We start from the raw sequence: 26,132 nt of genomic DNA on the forward strand, positions 1-26,132 counted from the left end.
AATGAAAATGCATAACTTTGGCAAAGTAGCGGTCTTACTTGGGGGACGATCCGCCGAGCGCGAGATATCTTTGCAAAGTGGGCAAGCTGTTTTAGCCGCATTGCGTGAAAGTAACGTTAATGCGCATCCTTTTGATCCTGCCAAGGAACCTTTAGATGAACTGAGACGGCAGAATTTTGATCGAGTTTTTATCGCATTACATGGTCGCTTTGGTGAAGATGGCACTGTACAGGGCGCGCTGGAATTAATGGAAATACCTTATACCGGTAGCGGTGTCATGGCCAGTGCATTGGCGATGGATAAATGGCGTACCAAGTTAATCTGGGAGGCTGCCGGCATCCAGTCGCCTCGTTTTATGCTTTTGAACGCGAACAGTGATTTCATGGCTGTAGCGGAAAACCTGGGATTGCCGCTCATTGTTAAGCCAGCGCGGGAAGGGTCAACGATTGGATTGAGTAAAGTACATAGCAGACAAGATGTGGCTGCCGCTTATCAGTTAGCGGTTAAGCATGATTCGTTGGTCATTGCGGAAGAATTTATCAGTGGCAAAGAACTGACTGCTGCTATTCTCGGTGAAACAGCATTGCCTTTGATAAGAATTGAGGTGGCTGGTGATTTATACGATTATCAAGCGAAATATGTATCGAATGATACGCGCTATCATTGCCCCAGCGGTTTGTCCCAAAGCTTGGAAGAATCGATACAAAAAGAAGCGTTAAGCGCTTATCAAGTTTTAGGATGCGCAGGCTGGGGGCGAATTGATTTGATTGTCGATCAACACAATCAGTTTTATTTTTTAGAAGCAAATACCTCACCGGGCATGACCAGCCATAGTTTGGTACCGATAGCTGCAAAAGCGGCAGGTATTTCTTTTCAAGAATTAGTGTTAAAAATATTAGAGTTAACACATGTGGGATAATCATCATTTTCTGAATTTGGTTTCGAACATATTAATAGTAGCGGTAGCGGTAGCCACCGCATACGTTATTGGGCTACGTTTGATCGAGCCGCCTTATTTTCCGATTAAGGAAATTAATATCTATGCAACTGATTCTGAAAATACCGGTGATGCTCGATTGAACAATGTTAGCCTAGAACAAATTAAGGCTCTTTTGAGTAATGGGATTAGAGGGAATTTTGTATCAGTGAATTTAACAGAACTGCGCGATGAATTTGAAAAACTACAGTGGGCCCGTGAAGCAAAAATCAATCGAAAATGGCCGAATAGCTTGGATGTGATTGTTGAAGAGCATCAGCCACTTGCACGTTGGGGCAGACATGCACTGGTAAATACACTTGGAGAAGTATTTCGAGTTTCCAGTGATCAGAGCTTGCCAACTTTCATGGGGCCAACCGAAGAAAGCGCACAAGAAGTGACGAAGCAATTCCATCGATTTAATCAGATTTTGGCACCCTTACATCAATATGCCGTGGAGGTTACTTTGACACCGCGATATGCATGGCGAATACAGCTCAATACAGGTACCGTTTTGGAACTGGGGCGCGAGAATATTAAAGAAAGATTGGAGCGTTATGTGCTGGTTTATGAGCATAGCATTGCGCGGCTCAGCCAGGACGGTCCATTGGCGTATGTTGATCTTCGCTATCCCAATGGTTTCGCCATCCGTCTGACGGAACAAGCGCAACAGGCGCCCAAAAAAACCAGTTTGCGAAAAGAGACTTGAGGCCAGGAGATAATGGGAGATGAATAAGGCTAGAGAAAGTAGAAATTTGGTGGTTGGTCTAGATATCGGTACTTCCAAGATTGTTGCCATTGTGGCCGAAGTATTGCCAGAAGGCGGGTTTGAAGTCATCGGTTTGGGCAGCCATCCGTCACGAGGATTGAAGAAAGGCGTTGTCGCTAATATTGAAACGACCGTCAATGCGATCCAAAGAGCCTTAGAAGAAGCGGAACTGATGGCTGATTGCAAGATTAATGAGGCATTTACCGGAATTGCGGGTAGCCACATCAAAGGATTTAATTCAGATGGTATGGTTCCGATTAAAGACAAGGAAGTGACAGGAAAAGATGTGGAACGTGTCATGGAGGCCGCTAAGGCGGTTAATATTCCAGCCGACCAGCAAATCCTACATATCTTGAATCAAGAATTTATTATCGACGGACAAGAGGATGTACGTGAACCTGTCGGTATGAGCGGCATACGGCTGGAAGTCAAGGTCCATATAGTGACTGGTGCAGTATCCGCAGCGCAAAACATCATGAAATGCGTACACCGTTGTGGTCTTGAGGTGCGTGATTTAATTTTACAACCACTGGCGTCTGCCATGGCTGTTTTATCGGATGATGAGAAAGACTTAGGCGTGTGTTTAGTGGATATCGGTGGCGGTACAACGGATATCGCTGTATTTACCAACGGTGCTATTCGGCATACTGCTGTGATTCCTATTGCTGGTGATCAGGTGACCAATGATATTGCAATGGCGCTTCGTACTCCGACAAAAAGCGCTGAGGATATCAAATGCCGCTATGGATGCGCTTTAAGAAGTTTAGCGGATACCCGGGAAATGGTTGAGGTACCTGATGTCGGCAATCGTGGTTCGCGCCAATTGTCGCGCCAGACGCTAGCCGAAGTAATCGAACCCCGAGTAGAAGAACTCTACAGTTTGATTCAAGCGGAATTACGCCGTAGTGGATTCGAAGAGTTACTATCGTCTGGAATCGTTATCACTGGCGGATCTGCATCATTACGCGGCATGGTAGAGTTGGGTGAAGAGATTTTTCATATGCCGGTTCGATTAGGGTTACCGAATTATCATGGCAATTTGAAGGAGGTTATTCATACACCGCGATACTCAACAGGGATTGGCTTAATAATGGCTGGTATTCAACAAATGCAACATCAACATGGGGCGAGGTTACAAGGAGGTTCTGCAAAACAGATTTTTACAAGGATGAAAGGTTGGTTCCAGAAGAATTTTTAACTGGATTTTTTCAGGGCTGGTGTTTGGGTGATTTAAATTTTTTGTAATTAAAGGAGAAATGCTATGTTTGAAATCATCAATAACGAATCGCAAGAAGCAGTCATTAAAGTAGTCGGTGTAGGAGGGTGTGGTAGCAATGCGGTAGACCACATGATTCAACATGGCATGAAGGGCGTCGAATTTATCAGTATGAATACAGATGCGCAAGCATTGAAAAGTAATAAAGCGCCGGTCATACTTCAGTTGGGTACTGGCATTACCAAAGGATTGGGAGCTGGCGCGAATCCGGATGTAGGGCGCGAAGCTGCGTTAGAAGATCGTGATCGTATCGCTGAATTAATTCAAGGTTCAGATATGCTATTTATCACCGCTGGTATGGGTGGCGGAACCGGAACCGGTGCTGCTCCGGTGGTAGCTCAAGTGGCTAAAGAAATGGGTATTCTGACAGTTGCCGTGGTTAGTAAACCATTTGCTTTTGAAGGCAGACGTTTGGTCGCTGCTAAAGCAGGTATGGAAGCGCTTGGGCAACACGTCGATTCGTTGATTGTAATTCCTAATGATAAGCTGATGATGGTGTTAGGTAATGATATTTCTATGTTGGATGCATTCAAGGCAGCTAACGATGTGTTATATGGTGCTGTTGCCGGTATTGCTGAAGTAATCAATTGCCCAGGTTTGGTCAACGTGGATTTTGCTGACGTCAAAACGGTCATGTCAGAAATGGGTATGGCTATGATGGGTTCCGCTATTGCAGCCGGAGTGGATCGCGCTCGTGTTGCGGCTGAACGCGCAGTTTCAAGCCCATTGTTGGAAGATGTTTCGTTGTCCGGTGCGCGTGGTATTCTCGTCAATATCACTGCAAATTCTTCGCTGAAAATGCGTGAAGTACACGAAGTCATGAGTACTGTGAAAAATCTTACTGCTGAAGATGCAACGATTATCGTCGGTACTGTCATTGATGAAGAGATCGGTGAAGATTTACGCGTTACCATGGTAGCTACTGGTTTGGGTAATCCAGCGCAAAGCCAAAGTACTCCATTGAGCGTTGTGCATAGCCGTACTGGAACGGATGATCGCGATTCAATATTCTCATCTGAAGAACCTGCAGTAATGCGTACTGGAAGAAGAAGTAACGCGACTGTTGCCGCAATGCGTCAGTCGGGTGTAGATCCAATGGATATTCCAGCTTTCTTAAGAAGACAAGCTGATTAAGCCAACCCGTAATAAACTCAAGCCCGCACAGCCTTCATTGCTCCTTTCAATGAGGGCTGTGTAACTACCAGTATAGTTTTCTACAGACGATTTTCCGGCTTTAACCGGTCACGCTATCTTTAGCCATTACCTTGAATGACTACCCTGTAATTGTTTGGCATGAATGCAATCAAGAGCATACTGCTCGTTGGCGTTCGGAAAAAGGCTTATTACCGCCCAAACGAGTCGAATCTATTGATGATCGTACAACTGCTGACACTGCCTATCGATTGGCATGCGAAGGTAGTGGTTTAGTATGGCGGGGCGATTTCCAGAATGCTCGCCAATTACTCAACGCTATTGCAAAGCGCATTGATAAAAGATTTGCCAGTAAGTTGAGTACAACCGCAATATCCCGGGAAGCCTTCAATCTATACCGCCAAACACAATCACAGCGCGCTCGCACGCTCGACAAGTTACTCATAGCTTTCGAAGCAAATCATCGTATTCCATTAAGGCGCGCACCCGATGTACACCTAGCTTGCGAAAAAGTATATGGTGTAAGTAACGAACCCTATGTGACTTCATTGCGAGAGTTACTGGGACTCATCGGTGCTTACGAATGGTACAGAAAAGGTATTGATGTTGCAGCATTAGGCGCAAAAATTTATCCGCACTACGGTGTATTTGCACCAATTCGTCAAGAATATATTCAATTATTAGCAGAAACACCTTTTTCTAGCGGTATCACAGCGTATACCACCGCTTTCGATATCGGTACCGGAACCGGTGTGCTGGCAGCTTTACTGGCGCAGCGTGGTATTCAGCATGTAATCGGCACGGATCAAGATCCACGTGCAGTAGATTGCGCGCGTGACAATATCGCGCGCTTGGGACTGCAACATCAAGTGCAAATCATTCAATGCAATCTTTTCCCGCTCGCGGATCCAGTGGATCTGATTGTTTGCAATCCTCCTTGGATTCCGGCGCGACCCAGTTCCCCCTTAGAAAGGGCCATTTATGATCCTGATAATCAAATGCTTCGAAGTTTCTTGACAGGAGTAAGTCAGTATCTAAAGCCTAACGGAGAAATTTGGTTGATTATGTCGAATTTTGCTGAGCATTTAGGGTTACGAACACATGAGCAATGGTTGTCGTTCATCGCCTCAGCGGGACTGAGGGTAGTGGATAAGCGAGATGCTAAGCCTCATCATTCACGCACATCGGATACGAGTGATCCATTACATGCAGCACGAAAAGCCGAAGTTGTTTCGTTGTGGCGTATGAATCGCGTATAAAAGTTTAAATTTTGATTGCACGCGCCTGCTCGACCGCAGCGATGGCTTCTTCAATAATCGTGTCTTGCATGTTCGAATTGACACCGATTGCACGCCATTCTTGCTGAGTTATTTCTTGCTGTGTATGCTCAGAAATACCCACATCCGGAATTATTTTTTCTGTTATATGAACCAAATGGATAAGGGGGTGTTCTACGCCCGCTTGGGCAGCATTGGGTGTGTGATGGTAGCGTATCACCTCGACGATTTCATCAGGCAGTCCCCAATGTGTGGCAAGTCGTGCCCCGATCTCGCTATGATGAGTACCCATTAATTCTTGTTCCAGTTCAAGTATGGGTGTGTCATTAGGTGTACTTAGTTGATCAAGTAATTTGTCACAGAGTGTGACATCCAGGAAACTCAATGCATTGAAACCGATATCGTGCAACAATCCGGCTAGAAAAATCTGCTCATCCATGGGGCGTATATGTGACGGTATATATTTAGCGATAGATCGCATTGCAATTGCAATGGCCATGCTGTGTAGCCACAAATCGCTGGCTTTAAGCTTACCCTCAACGGGTTTTTTCAGAGTGGACATAGTGGCAATTCCAATCGCTACAGACTTGACGCGGGTTAATCCCAAACACATTGCTGCATCGCCGACTGAGGCGATCTTACGGGGAATGCCAAACAATGCGCTATTGGATAATCCAATGATTTTTGCGGAGATTTGAGGGTCTTGTTCGATTAATTTCAGTAACTGAACTTCCCCTTCTTTCGTATCAAGCGGTAAAGTAAGCAGCTTTTGTACAATGATGGGCATTGCTGGTAATACATCAATACGCTCCAAAGGCAGCTTCAACTCAGTATTTACCATTATTTCTCCATTAAAATTCGCGGTTAAGCTTAAATATATCCGGCGTCACAGCTCATCATACTTCTTAGCCGTTCCTTTGGAAGTTGATATTGGATACTTTAACGCATTCTTAGCCATTTTCATAAGTACGATTTCAGTTACATTCCAGCCGTATTTTTCAGCGAGCAAGAAAGCGAAAGCAAAGACATCGGCGAGTTCTTCTTGAATGGCTTCAAGATCAGCCTGTTCGGGAGATTTCCATAAGAATGTTTCTAGCAGCTCCGAAGCCTCGATATTTAACGCTATGGCAAGATCCTTAGGATTATGAAATTGAGCCCAATCGCGTTCATCGCGAAACTTTAGTAGAGCCTCGGTAATCTTTTGGATTTCGTTCATTTAGACAGACCAAGATTGATTGAGAGTAAGGTGCTATAAGTTTAGTGTTAGATCTTTACAAAAACTTTTTTTAGTATATTACTCTATTCGATCAGCACCACGTACACTAGGAGCAACAACAAATCATTTACATTAAAACCGAAGGCGTTTCAATGGATAGTACCAGAGTGCATCGGGATGGTACCGAGGTCTTAAAACAGATAATAGATCGCAATCTATTGTGAATCCAGAGGTGACTGGATTGTTAGCGTTCATATGGTTGTCACAGACATCGGAATAATCATCGCTTTTTTTCAAATCTTCAGGGCATGTTGCGCGGCAATACATTGGAAAGGCGATGGCTCCGGCTAACGCTTCGCTTCGTCTCTCCACTTATTCTATGGAGCTATATCATGTACAAAAAACGCAATGAAATTAAAGAATTATTTCATTCCATCAAAGATTCGTCTATTTCGTTTTTATCGCTGAAGTACTGGGATAGTGTTACAGACGTTAGTTTTTTGAGAAAAAGCGAAGTTGCAGCTTGAGTGATGGTCGCCAATAAGAGTGGGAGTAAGATAGCTTTTTGGCGACTCTGTCATGGGTGAGTAATTACATTGCAGATTTATTAACTGATTCTAAGTGGTTCTCAACTTTTTTTTCAATGACGCTATCTTCTTTAGCTATTTGTTCTGTGGCTAGTTTTCTATGGAAATGCGCTAATTCTGTGCTTTCTTTTACTTCTTTTTCATATTCTCGTATATTGGCGGTAGCATGGGATCGGAATTCTTGTCCGTGTCTTCCGTACAGATAGGGTTTGGCTTCGTATGTTTTCAATGCTTGTTTATGTTTTGTTAATTTTTGCTCTGCCTCTATAGCAGAGTTTTCATAATATTTAACCAGTGCAGCATGATCTTTTTTATTCATTTCCGATTTGTTAATTATCATTGGGTTCGTTTGCGCGCATGCAACCAGAAAAGTCAGCGAAATAGTAGAAATAATCAGTTTAAGTGCTTTCATAATATTTATGCTCATCGAAAAAAATTAATGATTGCATAGTACTTTTACTCTCGATATATGCATACTGGGGAAACTATGGTTTTTATCTAAGGGAAACTACGAAATTTTTATTGAATCAAACGTAAAATGCAGTGCACTGGGTGAATTTATTTGGCAGAATTGACTTGTCTGAGCTAATTGTTAACTGAAAATAATAAGTGGTTTTTACCAATCGGGGGAATGAATGAAATACAAATCTATGCAAGAGTTCAGCAACTATGTTGCTGAGCGCAATCCAAGTCAGCCAGAGTATATGCAAGCGGTTACCGAAGTCATCGAAAGTTTGTGGCCTTTTATAACGGAACATCCACGGTATGCCGAACATGGCTTGCTGGATCGTTTGGTTGAACCTGAACGCGTGATTATATTTCGTGTATCCTGGGTTGATGATCATGGGGAGGTTAAGGTAAATCGAGGCTACCGGGTACAGCATAGTTCATCCATCGGTCCATACAAAGGTGGTGTTCGGTTTCATCCTTCGGTGAATTTATCAATTCTTAAGTTTTTGGCGTTTGAACAGACTTTTAAAAATGCGCTAACGACACTCCCGATGGGTGGCGGTAAGGGCGGCTCCGATTTCGATCCGAAAGGCAAAAGCCCAGGAGAGGTTATGCGCTTTTGCCAGTCCTTTATCAGTGAACTGTTTCGTCATATCGGTTCAGATACTGATGTACCTGCCGGAGATATCGGCGTCGGTGGACGTGAAGTTGGGTTTATGGCAGGAATGATGAAAAAACTATCCAATCGAGCTGATTGTGTATTCACCGGAAAGGGATTGAGTTTTGGCGGGTCGTTAATTCGTCCCGAAGCAACTGGTTATGGAACAGTATACTTTGCTCAAGAAATATTACGGCATGCAGGGCGTTATATGGAAGGAATGCGTGTCTCAGTTTCTGGCTCGGGTAATGTCGCGCAATTTGCTGTAGCAAAAGCCATGGCGCAAGGTGCCAAGGTGGTTACCGTATCTGATTCCAGCGGCACAATCGTTGATGAAAATGGCTTTACTCCAGAAAAACTGGCAATATTGGCAGAAGTGAAAAATCACTTGTATGCTCGACTGGATGAATATGCTAAGCGTGTGGATGTTACCTTTTTGCCAGGTGAAAAACCATGGCATGTGCCGGTACAACTGGCATTACCGTGCGCAACGCAAAATGAAATTACCCAAGTAGATGCGCAAACACTCGTTAACAACGGTGTCGTTTGTGTTGCAGAAGGCGCAAATATGCCATCGACCGCTGAAGCAGTCGAATGTTTTATCCATAACAAGGTGCTTTATGCGCCAGGTAAAGCAAGCAATGCTGGTGGTGTCGCCACTTCGGGTCTGGAAATGAGTCAAAATGCAATGCGCTTATCTTGGACTCACGAGGAGGTTGATGCACGCCTGCAAGCAATCATGCAAGCTATCCACAGATCCTGCCTTGAATACGGTACAAAACCCGATGGTAGTGTTAATTATGTAGACGGTGCAAATATAGCTGGTTTTGTGAAAGTAGCAGACGCTATGTTAGGGCAAGGTGTTATTTGATCGATCATTTCTAATAGGTTAGGCAGGCATCGCATTGCTTTTATTGCAACGATTAACAAAGAAGCGTTTTCTTTTAGCGCTGACGATGTTGTTTTTTGCCACGGTTTCGTTGGCAAATCGAGACAGTGATTTCCTATCTGCAAAAGAAGCATTTCAGAGAAAGGACGTTTTGCTTCTAAATCGCTACGCGGAGGTACTTCAAAAACATGAACTATGGCCTTATGTAGACTATTTTCAGCTTCGTAGTACCATCAATACCGCTGATTCTGCAACCATTCAAAATTTTCTAGCACGTCATGAGGGCAGTTTAGTGGCTGATCGTATGCGCAGTGACTGGACAAAAATATTAGGTAAAGGTCGTCAATGGCAACTTTTTGACAAGGAATATCCGCAGATAGTCAACAAAGACACCGAACTGCAATGCTATTACTATCAGCGTTATTGGAATATCAAAAATGTCGCTATTACTGCTGAAGTGCGCGCTTTATGGTTTTCATCAATCAATATGCCGGATAGCTGTCCACCTGTGTTTCAAGCTTTAATTGATAATGGGCAGATCTCTCTGGAAGAAATCTGGAAAAGAATTCGGTTGGCCTTATCAGACGGTAAAACGACTGCAGCAATACGTATCGGCCGATATTTATCGAATACCAATGAAGCACTTAATGCGAAAGAGCTCGATCGTGCTGCCAGGAACCCGAAAAAATATCTTGATACTATACACGGCCCAATAAATTCACGCAGTAACCGAGAAATTGCCTTGTTTGCGTTGTTACAGTTATTGCGTAACGATACCGATCAAGCACTTGCACAATGGTATAAAGTAAAAAACCGTTTACCGGCATCAGATCGATCTTATTTTCTAGTGAAGCTAGGTTACCGAGCGGCGATGCGGCACGATTCTCGTGCTTTGAATTGGTTTAAAGAGGCGCAAAATGGTCTGCAGCCTTATCCAGCCTCTGATAAAGCGTTAGGATGGCATGTTCGTGCAGCATTGCGCGCCAGAAACTGGAACGAGGTACTTGCCGCGATCAAACGAATGTCGTCAGCGGAGCAGCAATTTGATAGTTGGCGATATTGGAAAGCCCGTGCGCTTTCAGAAAAAAAACAAACTTCTGAGTCCCAGCAGATTTTGACATCGCTCAGTGAGGAGCCTAGCTTTTATGGGCAATTAGCCAAAGAAGAGCTTGGTAAGGAATTCGACTTTACTGATAAAGCTTATCAAGTGAATGACCGTGAAGTTTCGGCAATGTCGCAAAGACCTGGAATACAAAGGGCGCTGGCCTTTGCTCGTATGCAACTACGTACTGAGGCCTATCATGAGTGGAGCTGGACGGTACGCGATTTTACCGATGCCGAATTGTTGACAGCGGCTGAAGTAGCGCGACGTCACGGATTGTATGATCGAGCCATAAATACGGCGAATCGTACGGTTACACAGCATGATTTTAAAATGCGCTTTCTCGCTCCACATCGTGAAATTATGAAAAATATCGTCAGAGTGTATAACCTTGATGAAGCGCTGGTGTATGGATTAATTCGACAGGAAAGTCGCTTTATTACGAATATCAGATCTCATGCAGGTGCTATGGGATTAATGCAGCTCATGCCCGCAACAGCCAGCTGGGCGGCCAAAAAATTAGGCGTGACCAATTTTCAGCAATATAAGCTTGCGGATGCCAGTACTAATTTACAATTAGGAACATATTATCTGCACCATGTATTAAGCGGCTTGCAAAATCAACCCTTGCTTGCATTGGCTGCATATAATGCTGGACCAGGTCGTGCTAGGCGTTGGCAAGATAATAGCGATACCCTGGAAGGTGCTATTTACGCAGAAACTATTCCGTTCAATGAAACGCGCGATTACGTTAAAAAAGTCATGGAAAACGCCATGTACTATGCAAAAATACTTAATCCTGAACAGAATACACCGACACTAAAGCAACGTTTGGGTGTTGTTTTACCCAAATAATCAGTTGGTAAAGGACACCTCATGTTCATTTTTTTAAAGGTGGAAAGATGAAAGATGTAATGGTCTTAAGCGGCGTCCGTACGGCAATCGGTGAATACGGTGGTTCACTGAAATCGATCGCGGCGGCAGATTTGGCGGCAAAAGTCGTTCATGAGGTGCTGTTACGTGCACAGATTGACCCCAACGAGGTTGACCACCTAGTTTTTGGCAACGTTATTCACGGTGAAGCGCGCGATATGTATTTAGCCCGGGTTGCCTGTATCAATGGTGGATTACCGCAACATACGGCTGCGTTGACGGTCAATCGATTGTGCGGGAGCGGATTGCAGGCGATTATTTCAGCGAGCCAACATATTTTGCTAAACGATACGCTGGCAGCGGTTGCCGGTGGTGCGGAATCGATGAGCCGAGCAGGATATTTATTGCCGGCATTGCGTTGGGGACAACGAATGAATGATGGCGTAACCATCGATATGATGGTGGGTGCATTAACAGATCCTTTCGATAATGTACATATGGGAATTACTGCAGAAAATATTGCTGAGAAATGGTGCATAGATCGTGAACAACAAGACCAATTTTCAGCGGAGAGTCACCGTCGTGCGCTACACGCTATTAAGGAAGGTTATTTTAGCGATCAAATTCTGCCGATTGAGATCACCGTCAATAAAGAAAAAGTGCTTTTTGATACTGATGAGCATCCCCGCGCAACCGATATGCAACGTCTAGCAAAACTAAGTCCAGTCTTTAAAAAAGATGGAACCGTCACGGCAGGTAACGCATCAGGAATTAACGATGGTGCCGCAGCGTTAGTATTGATGGAAAGTAAAGCAGTGGAGAAGCGTAATTTAAAGCCACTGGCACGATTGGTTTCGTATGGACACTCGGGAGTTGATCCAAAATTTATGGGGATTGGACCGGTACCGGCTGTTCAGCAAGCATTGCAACGTGCAAAACTTAAACTATCTGATATCGATATAATCGAATCCAATGAAGCTTTTGCCGCTCAAGCGTGCGCTGTGATGCAAGAATTAGACTTTGATCCTAATAAGGCTAATCCCAATGGTGGGGCGGTAGCATTCGGTCATCCGATAGGTGCGACTGGAAGCATACTGACGATCAAAGCAATTTACGAATTGCACCGTTGCCATAAACGCTACGCATTGGTCACAATGTGTATTGGCGGTGGACAAGGCATCGCTGCCATTTTTGAGCGTCTTTACTGAGATATAACCAAACATATTCTGTTTATTGAGATCTATGCGAACTAATAGAAAAACCGATAATTATCTTGAGTGGTTTATTCAAACCCAGCGTTATTTTATTTCTCTTACCCTTTTATTCGCTACAACACTAGCATTTGCTGAATCCGGAGATAAACGGGTGCTCACGCCCGACGAAGCTAGAAAGGCGGAAATTCTTCAATTAGAAAGAACTATGACGCGTATTTCACAAGAATCTCAGGCCACATACCAGGAATTTTTGATGACCCAAGAAATGCGTCGCAATGAATTGGCGCAACCAGTCAACCCTAATCCATATAGTTCTACGAGTAAAAGTGTTCCAATACCGAGCTACGATGATATGATTCAACGCAGAAAAGATAAAGACGATCGTCTGGCGAAATACACCGAAGATCTGGATCGGCTTTATTCGCGTTATCAATCCTTGGAGACGGAAAGAGAAGAGATTTTCCAAAGAATTAGGGCGCTTGAGCAGAGGAAGGGTGAAGAGTAAATCGCGGTCCTGGTATTCTGGTTGAAGCTAGATTTTCTCAAGCAGGTTTTATTTAGGTTTGCGTTTTTGTTGGAAGAATATTGGGTGATGCGCCGCTGTCAATCGGAGTAAACCATGCTAGTTTCTCATGGAGCTGTATCACGTTGCCAACAATAATTAATGTCGGCGCTCTTAGCTGAGCTTCTTCTGTAAGGGCGGGTAATGTCTGCAATGTACCGGTAACGATTCTCTGCTGCGATGTCGTCCCTTGTTGAATAATTGCTGCTGGCGTATCGGCAGTTAAACCATGGTGAATAAGTTGCTGGCATAGGATGGGTAAGCCTAACAACCCCATATAGATCACGATGGTTTGATTCGGTCGTGCGAGCGTCGACCAATCTAAGTCAATTGTGTTGTTTTTCAAGTGACCAGTGACAAAAATGCAAGATTGCGCATAATCCCGGTGTGTCAATGGAATGCCTGCGTATGCCGCAACACCGGATGCAGCGGTGATGCCAGGGACTACTTGGAAGGGGATTTTATACGATGCCAATGTTTCGATTTCCTCACCACCTCGACCGAAAATAAATGGATCGCCCCCTTTTAGTCGCAACACACGTTTTCCTTCTTGTGCTAACCGCACTAGTAATTGATTAATGGATTCTTGTTTCATCGTGTGATGGCTACGTTCTTTGCCAGCATAGATGCGGGTTGCATCGCGCCTTACCAGATTGAGAATATCTGTAGAGACTAGGCGATCGTAAATCACCACATCGGCTTGCTGCATCAATCGCATGGCGCGAAATGTCAAAAGATCGGGATTGCCAGGGCCTGCACCGACCAAATATACCTCGCCACTCGGTGATTGATCTTTTTCGCACTGTAGCGATTGCAATAAATAATCTTCTGCGGATTGTTCTTTACCTGCTAAAACCCTTTCTGTAAAAGACCCTCGGAACATTTTTTCCCAGAAAATGCGTCTGTTCTCCGCATGTTTGAAGTGTGCTTTGACCTGGTGGCGAAATTTTCCGGCAATTTGTGCTAACCGCCCATAAGCCGAAGGTATCCACGTTTCCAATTGTGCCCGCAGTAACCGTGCAAGTACAGGTGATTGTCCGCTGCTCGAAATGGCAATCAGCAATGGCGATCGATCAACAATCGAGGGCATGATGAAAGTACATAATGCCGGATGATCCACTACGTTGACGGGAATATTGCGCGTTTGCGCGGCACTGGAAACGCGCTGATTGATCGAAAGATCATCGGTTGCAGCGATGACTAACGCGACATTATCCAATAGTTTAGGATGAAAGGGTTCAGCGATATATTGAATCTCTGCTCTGGCCCGTGCATCTTCGAGCGTTTCAATTAACTCGTTTGCAACGACAGAAACATGCGCGCCGGCGTGAAGCAGCACGGAAACTTTACGTGCAGCAACCTCTCCACCGCCAATCACCAAGCATATTTTGTTTCTGATATCGAGAAAAACAGGTAAAAAGTCCATTATGGAGAACTGTACCTGAGCGACCTAAATAATGGAAGTACCTTAAAATGACTAAGCTTTTTAAGGTACTTTTTGTTACAGCATAAAGAATTTGCAGGCTAAAGGCTCGATTCCATTTTTAGAATATCTTCGAGTTTGATGTTGACGCCGGAACCTTTGAATACTGTCCCGATTTTGCGCTTTTGCAAATGCTCTAAGTTTAATCGATAGACTTCTTTGGACAGTGGAAAATATTTCACTTCATCGACGAGGGTCGCTGCATTGCTCATATAAAACTTAACGAATTCATCAACCTCAGGCTTGTCAGCAGACTTTGCATTGATATAAATAAACAGAGGCCGAGACAGTGGCTTATAGCTATTGTTTTCGACCGTTGTGGCTGATGGTAATACGCCGCCATTACCGCTATCGACCGCAGCAGCGGCAATACGCTTGCTATTTTCTATGTAATACGCAAAGCCAAAAAAACCAAGTGCATAAATATCGCTTGCAACGCCTTGGACTAGGACATTGTCATCTTCCGAAGCAGTGAAATCACCACGGCTTGACTTGGCTTTGCCAACAATTGCTTCAGTGAAATATTCAAAAGTACCAGAATCCGCACCGGCACCATATAATTTGATTTTTTTATCGGGCCAGGCAGGATTAATCTGATTCCATTGGGTAATTTTTCCTTGTGCTTGAGGTTCCCAAATTTTCTTCAATTCTTCGACCGTAATGGTTTGACTCCAATTGTTTTTGGGATTAATGACCACGGTCAATGCATCGTAAGCAATAGGCATCTCGATAAACTGTACACCTTGTTGTTTGCAGCTTTCTATTTCTGCATCGGTGATCGGGCGAGAGGCATTAACGACGTCGATTTCATTGCGGCAAAACTTCTTGAAACCACCACCAGTGCCAGAAATTCCAACAGTAACCCGGACTGCTCCCTTTTTGGAGGCTTGAAAATCCTCTGCCACTGCTTCAGTAATAGGAAATACCGTGCTTGACCCATCAACTTTAACAAGTGGACTTGCATTGGCGGGAGTGGCCAATACAAGCGCGGTAAGTGCGGTACCGGCTACCAGTATTTTTGCATGAACTATAGAAAACATACTTCTCTCCAATAAACAAAAAGATTAAACGAGCAAATTGCGTAGTAACGATGTTATTGCAATATTATTACAAGATTGTGACAAAGATGTTTACGTTTGCTGTATTGGGATGAGAAATGGCTAGCAAACTGGATTAATATCAGAAATCCGCTGTGTTTTATCAAAAACATAGAGAATATATGAGAAGAAGCTTTCGTAAACCCATTATTATCTTTCGCAGATTCTAGTTAAAGTTTAAGTGACGATTGTGTCATGTAATTGTTTGCACAGATTGTTGTGGTAACTTATACTTTAGTCAATATAAATAAATGGTTAAGAGTGTATTTCATAATTTATATGGCAAAAGACAGTTTTTATAAGACTAAGGTGTTCGATATCGTATAGATTACGCTAAGTATTCCAAATGACAGAGTTACCACAAAATCTGAAAACATCGTTGCAAGAAGTTGGTGAGCTATCCGCGTTGATTTATCTGCATCTGTTAATTGACGGTGGTGACCATAAGGAATAGGGAGTCTTTCGAAATTACACTGATGTGGGTTGCGATATTGTACTAATGGTCCCCAAAAAGCAAATAAATATTGAGGTAAAGTCGCGGCAAACAATCATTGCTTCTGGCAATCCTAAAGTGTGCAATTTTACGGTAACTGCTAATGAACGAAATTCGTCCCAGTTCGTGCTGGTTTACTGGTTTAACAGATCAACCTTCTTTATCGTTCCAACTTCAGATCTAAAGCCCGTGAACAGTAATGGCAAGGTTTTGTATAAATTTGTCGCTTCGTATTCAGACGTTAATGACGACTTTACCAATTCATGTAGACACTACGTAGACGACTGGGGCGTAATCTCAGAGGCAATGTCAAATGCCTAGCAAGGCAATACAACGAGTAATGCCCTATACTTCGCAGACTTGCATTATTCGCTTCGATCATTCTGTGACGCAAAAATCTGCCTCCAGTCACCACTAACTTGGCGTTAGTTCTCTACCAGACAAAATGTTGAAATCGATAAACATTCAATCGCTATTGCAGGCAAAAGCTTCATTGAATGGAAGAATTTTTGAGTCATACTTGAATCACTACGGGATAGAGATCAAAAATATGGAAATTGAAGATCTCGGTGTTCTAGTGAATACTATATGTGGCATTGAGTGCGGTATAGGGGTCCTCGACAAGTTTTATGTTGGCTACAAGATCCCTCAAATTGGGAAGGAGTTCGATCTGCTCCGATTTGGCAAAGAATCTATCATAAACATAGAGCTTAAGAATAGTAGCACGAATGAAAATATTGAAAAGCAGCTATTGCGAAACAATTACTACTTGAACTTCATTGAGAAAAAGGTTTATACCTTTACCTTTGTATCCAGCAGTCGGAACTTATACTTCCTGAAGGATGGCAAACAGTTGGAAATTGGTTCCCCCGACTACCTATTGGAATTAATCGCTAACCAAGAAGTTGAGGGTGCAGAGATTCCGGATCTACTTTTCGATCCATTGGATTATCTAGTTTCCCCCTTCAACTTGACCGAGAAATTCTTGGCTGGCGAATATTTTTTGACTCATCAGCAAGAAGAAGTGAAAAACAAAGTAATTGCATTGATAAAAATTCCCAAGGAAGTTAAATTCATTTCAATTACAGGTAGTGCTGGAACAGGGAAGACCTTACTTACATATGATATCGTACGATATCTTATTAAAGACAACAGGAAGGCACTCATCATCCATTGTGGACAGTTAAATGATGGACATGAGAAGTTGAAAGAAAATGATTGGAGAATTACCTCCATAAAGAGATACAAGACATATGATCTTGCAGACTTTGATCTAGTCATCATCGATGAGGCGCAGAGAATTTACCAAGGCCAACTTAACGATATTGTCGAGAGAGTCAGACTTGCAAAATGCGGGTGCATTTTTTCTTACGACAAGATTCAGACACTTTCGAACTGGGAAGAGAAAAACAATATCGCCGGGGAGATTGAGTCGATTAACTCAATTATTCGATACAAGCTTTCCGAGAAAATCCGAACAAACAAAGAAATTGCAACATTCATAAAAATGCTGTTTAACAACAGAAAATCCTCACAGGCATCCAGCAATGGAAACATAGAGATAAATTTTTTCAACAATACAGAGGACGCCAAAAATTATCTCGAAAGACTAAAGTCGAGCAAATGGGAAGTTTTGCGATTCACCCCATCGCAATACAACAAAGAGTATCACAACCAATACTTCGACACATGGAGCAAGACATCACATCAAGTGATCGGACAAGAATTTGATGGTGTGGCAGTTGTGATCGACCAATTTTTTACCTACGACACAAATGGCGACCTTGTTTACAAGAGAGATGCTTATTACGCACCAACCAAGATATTGTTCCAGAATATTACGCGGGCCAGAAAAAAACTGAACCTAGTCATCATAGGCAATGAAGAATTACTAAAAAGATGCATAAATATATTGCAATAGTTTTCATATATATTCAATTACGGATTTTAGCGGGAAGTGACGTGCTGTATCAAAGATCCAGTTACTTAACTCACTGGACAAATGCAAAACATCCATAAAAAATTCGATGTGGGCTACTGGGTAGTGTCCTGCGGACTACGGTGTTGGTTAACTTGGGGCGTTGAATGACATGAACAGTAGTTGTACAGACATCTCTGATAAGCTCATCCACTTCACCTCCGGTGCGACGCTGGAGGAAGGATATATGCGTTTTTGCAGAATCATCGACAGTAGACGCCTCATCGGAGGAAGTGGCCTTATTCGAGGAGCCTACACATGTGTGTGCTTCACGGAAGCTCCACTCCCATCCTTGCAGCAGGGATTCGTTAATTCCAGGGGCTTCTCTCGTTATGTTCCGTTCGGATTGATGTTTGATAAGTCGTGGGTGTTTGCTCGAGGCGGTCGTCCGGCAATCTACCAGACCGACTCAGAGTTCGAAGCGCTTCCCGAAGGCATTCGCTGGCGACATGTGCGATACGAGCCGAATGCTGACCCACCGATTGATTTCATGTGGGAACGTGAGTGGAGGTTGAGAGATTTCCTCGATTTCGATCCGGGAAGCTGCGCACTGGTAATGCCAGACTCTGACTGGGCAGGTCAAATGATTGCTATGCACAATGAGAAGCAGGATTGGAATGTCTACGAGTACTCAACCATCATGAATGCTAGTATCTCGGAGCAGTATCGAGAAGGATTTTCTTGGCGCATTTACACATTGCGATGATTGGATGCCATCTAACACGGATGTACTCGCGGCAGCTTTCGCCTTAATAAGGTTACGCCGGCAAAAAGCGATACTATGAATAAAAAAGATTCATTTCGCAAGAAAGCCTACCCCTGAAAACTAAATGTTCCGGGTGAACAGTTTATAATCCTATCGATGAATTCCATTTTTACATCAGGCGTTTCATTTCCACCCTTGGATCGAGCACTGAAGGAGCCCAACGGATTGTTGGCGATGGGAGGCGATCTTACGCCACAGCGATTGCTGGAGGCTTATCGCAAAGGAATTTTCCCGTGGTTCAATGAAGGTGAGCCTATTTTGTGGTGGAGTCCTGATCCAAGAATGGTATTATTTCCTGATGAATTGCGAATTTCACGCTCCTTATCTAAGGAACTTAAGAGGGGTAATTACCAGATTCGTACCGATCATTGTTTTGGCGAAGTAATGCAAGCTTGTGCTGCACCACGTGGAGGGCAAGCGGGGACCTGGATACACCCCGAAATGATCGCTGCCTATACTGCATTGCATGAAATGAAATTCGCGCACTCAGTGGAAACATGGGTGGATAACGAGTTGGTTGGTGGACTGTACGGGATTGCATTAGGTCAAATTTTTTTTGGTGAGTCGATGTTTTCTCGTGTACCGAATGCCTCTAAAATTGCTTTTGTTCACTTGGTCAAGCAGTTACGGGTATGGGGATTTGGTTTAATCGATTGCCAAGTCAAAACAAATCATCTCGCTTCGCTGGGCGCGCGCGAAATTCCTAGAACAGTATTCGCGCGGTACTTGAGTGAGTTGATTTCAGAATCGACGAATGGTGAACATTGGTGTTTTGGGCAATAAGGAAGAATTAATGTCGGTAATAAATGATCAAGATGTTTAAATTTCACATAACCGGGGCTTATGATTGCAGCTATCTGCCAGAAAAAAAGGCGTGTTCTGAAGTGGTTACACCAGAACATCAAATTGATACGCAGGTATATGGCAAATTAATTCGGGCCGGATTTCGCCGTAGTGGATATTATACTTATCGCCCCAATTGTGCGCACTGCGATGCATGCCGATCAGTGCGAGTAAGGGTTAGTGATTTTTCAGCTAGCCGAACACAGCGGCGTACTTGGAAGCGACATCAGCATCTCAGCGTTAAACAGTTGGCTTTGCAATACGATCCGGAACATTATGCGCTTTATCAGCGCTATCAAGTGCAGCGTCATGCAGGTGGTGGGATGGATCATGACTGCTCGGAGCAATATCATAATTTTTTGTTGCAAAGCCATGTAGATTCCCAATTGGTTGAATTTCGAGATCGTGGGCAGCTTTGTATGGTGAGTATTATCGATGTGTTGCCGGATGGATTTTCTTCTGTTTATACATTTTTTGATGCGGAAGTGATTCAGGCCAGTTACGGAACTTATAATATCTTGTGGCAGATTGAGCAATGTCGTTTACGTGCTTTGCCTTACCTTTATCTCGGCTATTGGATCAAAGAAAACCATAAAATGCGTTATAAAGCTAACTTCCGACCATTAGAAGTATTACAGAATAATCGATGGAGACTATTGGAAGAGCGCGATAGTTTTTAATCTTCTGTTATTTTTAACTGCATATTTCATCGAATGTTGTATCAATTGCTCCGTCCATTGCTGTTTAAGCTTGACCCAGAGGAAGCTCATTGGGTTGCATTTCGTGCGCTGAATCAAATACAACAGCTAGGGTTGCTGAAGAAGCCTGCCGTAAACTGCAAATCCCGCACTGTTATGGGATTGAATTTTCCAAATCCAGTTGGATTGGCTGCGGGTTTGGACAAAAATGGTGAGTGCATTGATGCATTAGCGTCCTTGGGGTTTGGATTTGTTGAGATTGGTACTGTTACGCCTCGTCCACAACCGGGTAATCCACGTCCTCGCATTTTTCGCATCCCGGAAGCCAATGCAATCATCAATCGGTTGGGTTTTAATAATTTGGGTATCGATTATTTGCTGAATAATATCAAGAACGCTAATTATCGAGGCATCCTTGGTATTAACCTTGGGAAAAACTTTGATACGCCACTGGAAAATGCGACTGATGATTATTTAATTGGATTACGGAAGGCTTATCTCTATGCCAGTTATATCACCATCAATATTTCATCGCCCAATACCCAAAATCTTCGACAATTACAAGGCGCCAATGTATTGGATCAATTACTTCATCGGCTCAAACTCGAGCAAAATAAGCTGGCGCAAATGCATGGCAAATACGTGCCATTAGTGATAAAAATCGCGCCAGATCTCAACGACGAAGCAATAACATCGATTGCGCATTTGCTTTTGAAACACCAAATCGATGGCGTCATTGCAACCAATACCACGATCTCTCGTACAGGTGTTGAGCAACTTCGCGTATCAAAGGAATCCGGGGGACTCAGCGGCGCTCCTTTAACACAGCAAGCAAACAAAGTATTAAAGCAACTCCATACGGTACTGAGCAATGCGATTCCGATTATAGGTGTGGGTGGTATTATGTCTTCGAAAGATGCGCAGGATAAGATTGATTTTGGTGCAGATTTGATCCAACTATACACTGGCTTGATTTATCATGGGCCCGATTTTGTGCGTGATATTGTAAAAGCAATTTGTAGTGGTTCTTTACCCGGTCATTTAGGGTAGATGATATGACAAACCGGTTGATTGATTCATTTCTAGTTGAAAAAATAGATGCTATTTTGCCGCAAACACAATGCAGGAAATGTGGTTTTTCTGGTTGTAAGCCTTACGCTGAAGCCATCATGGCGGGCCAAGCTGACATTAATCAATGTCCTCCGGGAGGTAATGAAGGAATTCGGCAGATTGCACAATTATTGGACGTTCCTTTTAAGCCACTCAATACCGCGTATGGCGTATCCAAGCCGAAAGCAGTGGCATGGATCGATGAAGCACTCTGCATTGGCTGTACCTTTTGTATACGTGCGTGTCCGGTCGATGCTATTGTGGGCGCGGCCAAGCAAATGCACACGGTGATTAGTGCGGAGTGTACCGGTTGCGAGCTTTGTATCGTACCTTGTCCAATGGATTGTATTGCTATGGTTCCTAGTAATGATCAGCATGATAATCCAAGAAATGCAGCGGATCGGGCGCGCTTGCGGTATGAGTTCAAACAACGACGGTTATTGTTAGCAAAGGAATCATTGGATATTCAGTCGGATAACACACTTGAGGCTGAGAGCAGTCCATTCGAAGAAGCCATTGCGAAGAATGCAGAGCAACGAAAGAAAGCCATTGTTCAAGCGGCACTTGAACGTGCGGCCGCGATTCGTAATCAAGCGTCGAAGCACATTAAATAATGTTTCTTTCTTGTTATTGAGCTATGAATGCTACCAAGCGCTACGATATTTTTACTTGTTTGAGAGCAAACAATCCACATCCAACCACCGAATTGGAATACCAAACACCATTTGAGTTGTTGATTGCAGTGATTCTTTCAGCGCAAGCGACGGATAAAAGTGTTAATCAAGCAACTCGAAAATTATTCCTACATGCGAATTCAGCAGAAAAAATCTTAGCTTTGGGCGAAGAAGGTTTGGTTAATTTTATTCAAAGGATAGGTTTGTATAGAAGCAAAGCGAGAAACATTTTAAGAACTTGCCAACTATTAATTGATTATCATTATGGCGAAGTGCCGCGTTTACGTGAGCAATTGGAACAACTACCGGGTGTCGGACGGAAAACGGCCAATGTTGTATTGAATACTGCTTTCGGGCAACCAACGATTGCTGTCGATACGCATATTTTCCGTGTTTCCAATCGCACCGGTTTGGCACCAGGAAAAACGGTTCTTGAGGTCGAACGAAAGTTACTGAAATGGGTGCCTAAAGAGTTTAAACAAGACGCACACCATTGGCTGATTCTTCACGGTCGCTATGTATGCAAAGCCAGAAAACCAGAGTGTGAGAATTGCAGTATCGCGCATTTGTGCGAATATAAAGGAAAAATTTTACCTTCATGACAATCCAAATAACCTTAAGTTTTTGATTGAATGCCATACAAGAAGTTATGAAAATCAATCCAATCGACAAAAATATACGAAAAGAATTTTGTAAGGTCTTTTAATGTTTAATCCTACTCGCGATCAGGCACGGCAGTTGTTTTTTTATACTTGGGAGAAATACAACAAACAAGAAACGTTATCGGGTATCGAGACAATCGCATTAGAGATAATTTTATTACACCCCGAATACCATTCTATCTTGGACAATCAAGAACGATATTTGGATCAAGATTATTCGCCAGAAATGGGTAATACCAATCCTTTTCTTCATATGAGCATGCATGTGGCGATCAAGGAGCAGCTATCAATCAATCAGCCCGCTGGAATATGTGATCGATTTGAGCAATTGCAGAAAATAGCCGGTAACGAGCATGATGCTACACATCGTGTTATGGAATGCCTCGCAGAGATGATTTGGCAAGCACAGCGCCATAATACAGCGCCCGATGCAGCAATTTATTTAGATTGCTTAGATAAGCAGATGAAACAACACTGATAAAAATAATAACGGGACAGTGTTGCTATCCCGTTATAAGTGATACCTAATAACTAATAATATAAACCTATTAGCGTTAATATCTGATATTTTTTATTATTTTTTAGAATTCAAAGGACCAGGTTGGCTTGAGTAATAAAAAGCTAAGTTATCAATGTCGGCCGGTGTCAGGCCGGCAGCCATTCCTGCCATAATTGGATCATTGCGCGCTCCAGATTTATAATCTTTTAAGGTTTTCTCTATATAAGTTCTATATTGACCACCAATTTTTGGGAAAGCTGGTGCTGGACTATTACCATCAATGCCATGACATGAAGCGCAAACTTCCGCTGCTTTAGTTTTTCCCGCTTCGATATCAGCAGCCATCACTTGACCGGAAAGTATTAAAGCGGCTCCGCTTAATGCGGCTATCACATAATTCTTCATAATTTCTTCCTTGCAATTATAGACGAGACTTAATTAATTTTTGGAGTAGTAAGCAGCCAGTTCTTCAATGTCTTGCTTCGATAAAGTTTTGGCTAAAGCTGTCATGGTAGGATGGCTACGTGTGCCTGTTTGATATCCCTCTAGAGCTTTTACTAAGTATTCGGCATGTTGTCCACCTAGTTTGGGAACATGATAAGCGCTTGGGAAAGCGGTCTTATAGCCAGGAATTCCGTGACAGCCTATACACATCGAGGTCTTGTCAGTAATGGTAAATTTATCGTTTGTTTCAGACGCTTGGGCGGTACCAAATATCAAAAAAATACCTAAAGCAAGCATCAATTTCATCATGTTCTTGTGTTTCATCTATTCCTCCTTCTCTCAAAAGTTGAACTTTAAACGATGTGCTTGATTTGGTCAATGAAATATGTAAGTATCTCCATGTTGTTTATGGGGAAATGACTTACATAGCGTTTCGGTTTAAAGTTAATTTTTTGTCAATTTTGATTCTAGTTCTTCCCATCTTGTAAAACAGTGGGCTAACTCTTCCTCAATGATCAAACAGCGTGTCTGTAGTGTTTTCGCTTCCTCTGGAGAACGCTGATATAGCGTTGGTTCACTTAATCGTAACGAAATATGTTTTTGCTCCTGCTCCAAAGCTTCGATTTTACTCGGCAATGCTTCTAGTTCACGATTCTCTTGATAACTTATCTTTTTGCCGGAGGAGCCTGTATTCTTAATAGAGGCGCTCTTGATAGGAATCTCGGATTGCTTCGGCAATATTTTTCCTTCGACAGAGAGGGGGCGTAAAGTATTTGTTCTTGCCCAATCTTCGTATCCACCAATGTATTCGCGTAGTTTTCCATCTCCTTCAAATACAATTACTTGTGTCACAATATTGTCAAGAAATTCCCTGTCATGGCTTACTACGAATAACGTTCCATCGTAATCTTGTAACAAAGCTTCAAGCAATTCTATGGTTTCAATATCCAAGTCGTTAGTGGGCTCATCCAATACCAAAACATTAGCAGGGCGAGTGAATAGCCTTGCAAGTAGTAGACGGTTGCGTTCTCCACCTGAGAGTGAGCTAACAGGAGAATGTGCGCGTTCCGGGGGAAACAAAAAATCTCCCAAATAGCTGATAACATGCGTACGTTTGCCATTGATCTCGATAAAATCCGATCCCTGGTTGATGGTGTCAACCAGTTTCATTTCATCATTCAGTTGCTCGCGCATTTGATCGAAGTAGGCTGCTGACAATTTTGTGCCTTGCTGAACAATTCCTGAGTCGGGTTGTAGTTCTCCCAGAATCAGTTTTAACAAAGTAGATTTTCCGGCACCGTTGGGTCCCAATAATCCGACCCGATCGCCACGTTGAATGCGGCAGGAAAAATTGTGAATAATGCGCTTATCGCCAAAGCTTTTATGCACATTTTCCAATTCAGCAACCAGCTTACCTGATCGTTCGCCGACCTCCACGGTGATATTTGCTTTGCCGATTTTCTCGCGTCTGGCTGCACGTTTTAAACGCAAAGCTTCTAATCTTCGCACTCTGCCTTCGTTGCGCGTTCGTCGTGCTTCGATACCTTTGCGTATCCATACTTCTTCTTGAGCGAGGAATTTGTCAAATTTTTGCTGGTGCATGGCTTCCACTTCTAGCATTTCAGCCTTCTTGCGCTGATAGTCTGTGAAATTGCCGGCGAATGTTTGTAATTCTCCACGATCGAGTTCGATAATCCGCGTCGATACATTGTCAAGAAAACGGCGGTCATGCGTAATCAACAAAACACTACCACAAAAATCTCGCAGTAAGCCTTCCAGCCATTCGATCGAAGATAAATCCAGGTGATTGGTAGGTTCGTCTAGTAATAGTATTTCTGGCTCAGTGACTATAGCCCGGGCCAATGCGACCCTTTTTTTCATTCCACCGGAAAGATGTTCAATCAATGCATCTGCGGGCAAACCTAATTTATCAATTACAGTTTCGATTTTTGCTTGGAGATTCCATCCGTCTTGCGTTTCCAGTAAATTTTGTAGATCTTGCAAGCGCGTTAACAGCGACTCGGTATCTTCAGGTTGCTCACTCAGCGCATGAGAAACTTCATGATATTCCAGCAATACTTTGCTAATTGCTCCTAAGGCATTGGAGATTTCCTGGTATACCGTGTTATTGGGTGACAAAACAAGCTCTTGAGGCACATAGGCTAGTTTTAAGTGCGGTGCGCGCCAATATTTGCCGTCGTCGAGTTTTATTTCGCCTGCCAATATACGTAACAAGCTGGATTTTCCACCGCCATTTCTACCGATTAGGCCGACTCGTTCGTTTGGATCTAATTGTAGATGAGTATGATCGAGTAAAGAGTGATGACCAAAAGCCAGGCATGCATTTTCGATGGTAATAAGAGGCATTTATTAGCGAGTGTGAG

At 43.2% G+C, this 26,132-nt stretch carries 25 protein-coding genes; 17 read left to right on the top strand and 8 right to left on the bottom strand.

The window, feature by feature from the left end; genetic code table 11:
* Position 1: 1 nt before the first annotated feature.
* From W03_RS00705 to W03_RS00725, 5 genes are all read left to right on the top strand, one after another.
* Positions 2-919 (top strand): D-alanine--D-alanine ligase, encoded by a 918-nt coding sequence (locus W03_RS00705; protein WP_244070429.1) that lies wholly within the window; start codon positions 2-4, stop codon positions 917-919.
* Positions 909-1,685 carry a cell division protein FtsQ/DivIB gene (locus W03_RS00710; protein WP_244070431.1) on the top strand — a complete coding sequence of 259 codons (777 nt, stop codon included), beginning with the start codon at positions 909-911 and terminating at the stop codon, positions 1,683-1,685. Before W03_RS00705 ends, W03_RS00710 begins: the two co-directional genes overlap by 11 nt.
* 19 nt (positions 1,686-1,704) lie before the next feature.
* Positions 1,705-2,943 carry a cell division protein FtsA gene (gene ftsA, locus W03_RS00715; protein WP_244070433.1) on the top strand — a complete coding sequence of 413 codons (1,239 nt, stop codon included), beginning with the start codon at positions 1,705-1,707 and terminating at the stop codon, positions 2,941-2,943.
* Between the two features lie 63 nt (positions 2,944-3,006).
* Positions 3,007-4,155 carry a cell division protein FtsZ gene (ftsZ, locus tag W03_RS00720; RefSeq protein WP_244070435.1) on the top strand — a complete coding sequence of 383 codons (1,149 nt, stop codon included), beginning with the start codon at positions 3,007-3,009 and terminating at the stop codon, positions 4,153-4,155.
* 131 nt (positions 4,156-4,286) lie between these two features.
* Positions 4,287-5,432: a class I SAM-dependent methyltransferase gene (locus W03_RS00725; RefSeq protein WP_244070437.1), complete on the top strand. Its 1,146-nt coding sequence runs from the start codon at positions 4,287-4,289 to the stop codon at positions 5,430-5,432.
* A 4-nt stretch (positions 5,433-5,436) separates the two neighbouring features.
* Here the strand turns inward: W03_RS00725 and W03_RS00730 are convergent, their stop codons facing one another.
* The 3 genes from W03_RS00730 to W03_RS00740 all read right to left on the bottom strand — a co-directional run bounded on the left by W03_RS00730 (position 5,437) and on the right by W03_RS00740 (position 7,665).
* Complete coding sequence (locus tag W03_RS00730; protein WP_244070439.1) at positions 5,437-6,291, bottom strand: HDOD domain-containing protein; 855 nt, start codon at positions 6,289-6,291, stop codon at positions 5,437-5,439.
* A gap of 45 nt (positions 6,292-6,336) precedes the next feature.
* Positions 6,337-6,666 (bottom strand): nucleotide pyrophosphohydrolase, encoded by a 330-nt coding sequence (locus W03_RS00735; protein ID WP_244070441.1) that lies wholly within the window; start codon positions 6,664-6,666, stop codon positions 6,337-6,339.
* Between the two features lie 591 nt (positions 6,667-7,257).
* Positions 7,258-7,665: a hypothetical protein gene (locus tag W03_RS00740; protein ID WP_244070443.1), complete on the bottom strand. Its 408-nt coding sequence runs from the start codon at positions 7,663-7,665 to the stop codon at positions 7,258-7,260.
* Positions 7,666-7,888: 223 nt separating this feature from the next.
* Between W03_RS00740 and gdhA the strand changes: the two genes are divergently transcribed.
* Genes gdhA through W03_RS00760 form a run of 4 tightly spaced genes read left to right on the top strand, consistent with a single transcriptional unit; the run spans position 7,889 to position 12,944 of the window.
* Positions 7,889-9,232 (top strand): NADP-specific glutamate dehydrogenase, encoded by a 1,344-nt coding sequence (gene gdhA / locus W03_RS00745; RefSeq protein ID WP_244070445.1) that lies wholly within the window; start codon positions 7,889-7,891, stop codon positions 9,230-9,232.
* Between the two features lie 43 nt (positions 9,233-9,275).
* Entirely contained in the window at positions 9,276-11,207 is a 1,932-nt protein-coding gene (locus W03_RS00750; protein ID WP_244070448.1) for a lytic transglycosylase domain-containing protein, read from the top strand.
* Positions 11,208-11,254: 47 nt separating this feature from the next.
* Positions 11,255-12,433 (top strand): acetyl-CoA C-acyltransferase family protein, encoded by a 1,179-nt coding sequence (locus W03_RS00755; protein WP_244070450.1) that lies wholly within the window; start codon positions 11,255-11,257, stop codon positions 12,431-12,433.
* A 34-nt stretch (positions 12,434-12,467) separates the two neighbouring features.
* Positions 12,468-12,944: a hypothetical protein gene (locus tag W03_RS00760; RefSeq protein ID WP_244070451.1), complete on the top strand. Its 477-nt coding sequence runs from the start codon at positions 12,468-12,470 to the stop codon at positions 12,942-12,944.
* 52 nt (positions 12,945-12,996) lie between these two features.
* Here W03_RS00760 and cysG read toward each other — a convergent pair whose 3' ends face one another.
* Positions 12,997-14,427: a siroheme synthase CysG gene (gene cysG, locus W03_RS00765; protein ID WP_244070453.1), complete on the bottom strand. Its 1,431-nt coding sequence runs from the start codon at positions 14,425-14,427 to the stop codon at positions 12,997-12,999.
* A gap of 98 nt (positions 14,428-14,525) precedes the next feature.
* Positions 14,526-15,524: a PstS family phosphate ABC transporter substrate-binding protein gene (locus tag W03_RS00770; RefSeq protein ID WP_244070460.1), complete on the bottom strand. Its 999-nt coding sequence runs from the start codon at positions 15,522-15,524 to the stop codon at positions 14,526-14,528.
* Between the two features lie 995 nt (positions 15,525-16,519).
* Here W03_RS00770 and W03_RS00775 point away from each other — a divergent pair.
* The 8 genes from W03_RS00775 (at position 16,520) to W03_RS00810 (ending at position 23,283) form a co-directional block, all read left to right on the top strand.
* Positions 16,520-17,995, top strand: coding sequence for a DNA/RNA helicase domain-containing protein (locus tag W03_RS00775; RefSeq protein ID WP_244070462.1), 1,476 nt, complete (start codon positions 16,520-16,522; stop codon positions 17,993-17,995).
* Between the two features lie 244 nt (positions 17,996-18,239).
* On the top strand, positions 18,240-18,758 hold the full coding sequence (locus W03_RS00780) for a hypothetical protein (RefSeq protein WP_244070464.1): 519 nt from the start codon (positions 18,240-18,242) through the stop codon (positions 18,756-18,758).
* Between the two features lie 156 nt (positions 18,759-18,914).
* Positions 18,915-19,601 carry a leucyl/phenylalanyl-tRNA--protein transferase gene (aat, locus tag W03_RS00785; protein WP_244070466.1) on the top strand — a complete coding sequence of 229 codons (687 nt, stop codon included), beginning with the start codon at positions 18,915-18,917 and terminating at the stop codon, positions 19,599-19,601.
* A gap of 32 nt (positions 19,602-19,633) precedes the next feature.
* The gene (locus W03_RS00790; RefSeq protein ID WP_244070468.1) at positions 19,634-20,341 is read left to right on the top strand and encodes an arginyltransferase; all 708 of its coding nucleotides are present in this window, start codon (positions 19,634-19,636) and stop codon (positions 20,339-20,341) included.
* 33 nt (positions 20,342-20,374) lie between these two features.
* Positions 20,375-21,409, top strand: coding sequence for a quinone-dependent dihydroorotate dehydrogenase (locus W03_RS00795; protein ID WP_244070470.1), 1,035 nt, complete (start codon positions 20,375-20,377; stop codon positions 21,407-21,409).
* A gap of 5 nt (positions 21,410-21,414) precedes the next feature.
* Complete coding sequence (gene rsxB, locus W03_RS00800) at positions 21,415-22,083, top strand: electron transport complex subunit RsxB (protein ID WP_244070472.1); 669 nt, start codon at positions 21,415-21,417, stop codon at positions 22,081-22,083.
* A 23-nt stretch (positions 22,084-22,106) separates the two neighbouring features.
* Positions 22,107-22,745 carry an endonuclease III gene (gene nth, locus W03_RS00805; RefSeq protein ID WP_244070474.1) on the top strand — a complete coding sequence of 213 codons (639 nt, stop codon included), beginning with the start codon at positions 22,107-22,109 and terminating at the stop codon, positions 22,743-22,745.
* 103 nt (positions 22,746-22,848) lie between these two features.
* Complete coding sequence (locus W03_RS00810; protein WP_244070476.1) at positions 22,849-23,283, top strand: DUF1841 family protein; 435 nt, start codon at positions 22,849-22,851, stop codon at positions 23,281-23,283.
* A gap of 96 nt (positions 23,284-23,379) precedes the next feature.
* Here W03_RS00810 and W03_RS00815 read toward each other — a convergent pair whose 3' ends face one another.
* The 3 genes from W03_RS00815 to W03_RS00825 all read right to left on the bottom strand — a co-directional run bounded on the left by W03_RS00815 (position 23,380) and on the right by W03_RS00825 (position 26,115).
* Positions 23,380-23,709 (bottom strand): cytochrome c, encoded by a 330-nt coding sequence (locus W03_RS00815; RefSeq protein ID WP_244070478.1) that lies wholly within the window; start codon positions 23,707-23,709, stop codon positions 23,380-23,382.
* Positions 23,710-23,742: 33 nt separating this feature from the next.
* A complete protein-coding gene (locus tag W03_RS00820) occupies positions 23,743-24,072 on the bottom strand; it encodes a cytochrome c (RefSeq protein WP_244070480.1) in 330 nt (109 codons plus the stop codon).
* 120 nt (positions 24,073-24,192) lie between these two features.
* Positions 24,193-26,115 (bottom strand): ATP-binding cassette domain-containing protein, encoded by a 1,923-nt coding sequence (locus W03_RS00825; RefSeq protein ID WP_244070482.1) that lies wholly within the window; start codon positions 26,113-26,115, stop codon positions 24,193-24,195.
* Positions 26,116-26,132: the final 17 nt, after the last annotated feature.

The sequence above is a fragment of the Nitrosomonas sp. PY1 genome (assembly GCF_022836435.1).
In the GTDB taxonomy this organism is placed as follows: domain Bacteria; phylum Pseudomonadota; class Gammaproteobacteria; order Burkholderiales; family Nitrosomonadaceae; genus Nitrosomonas.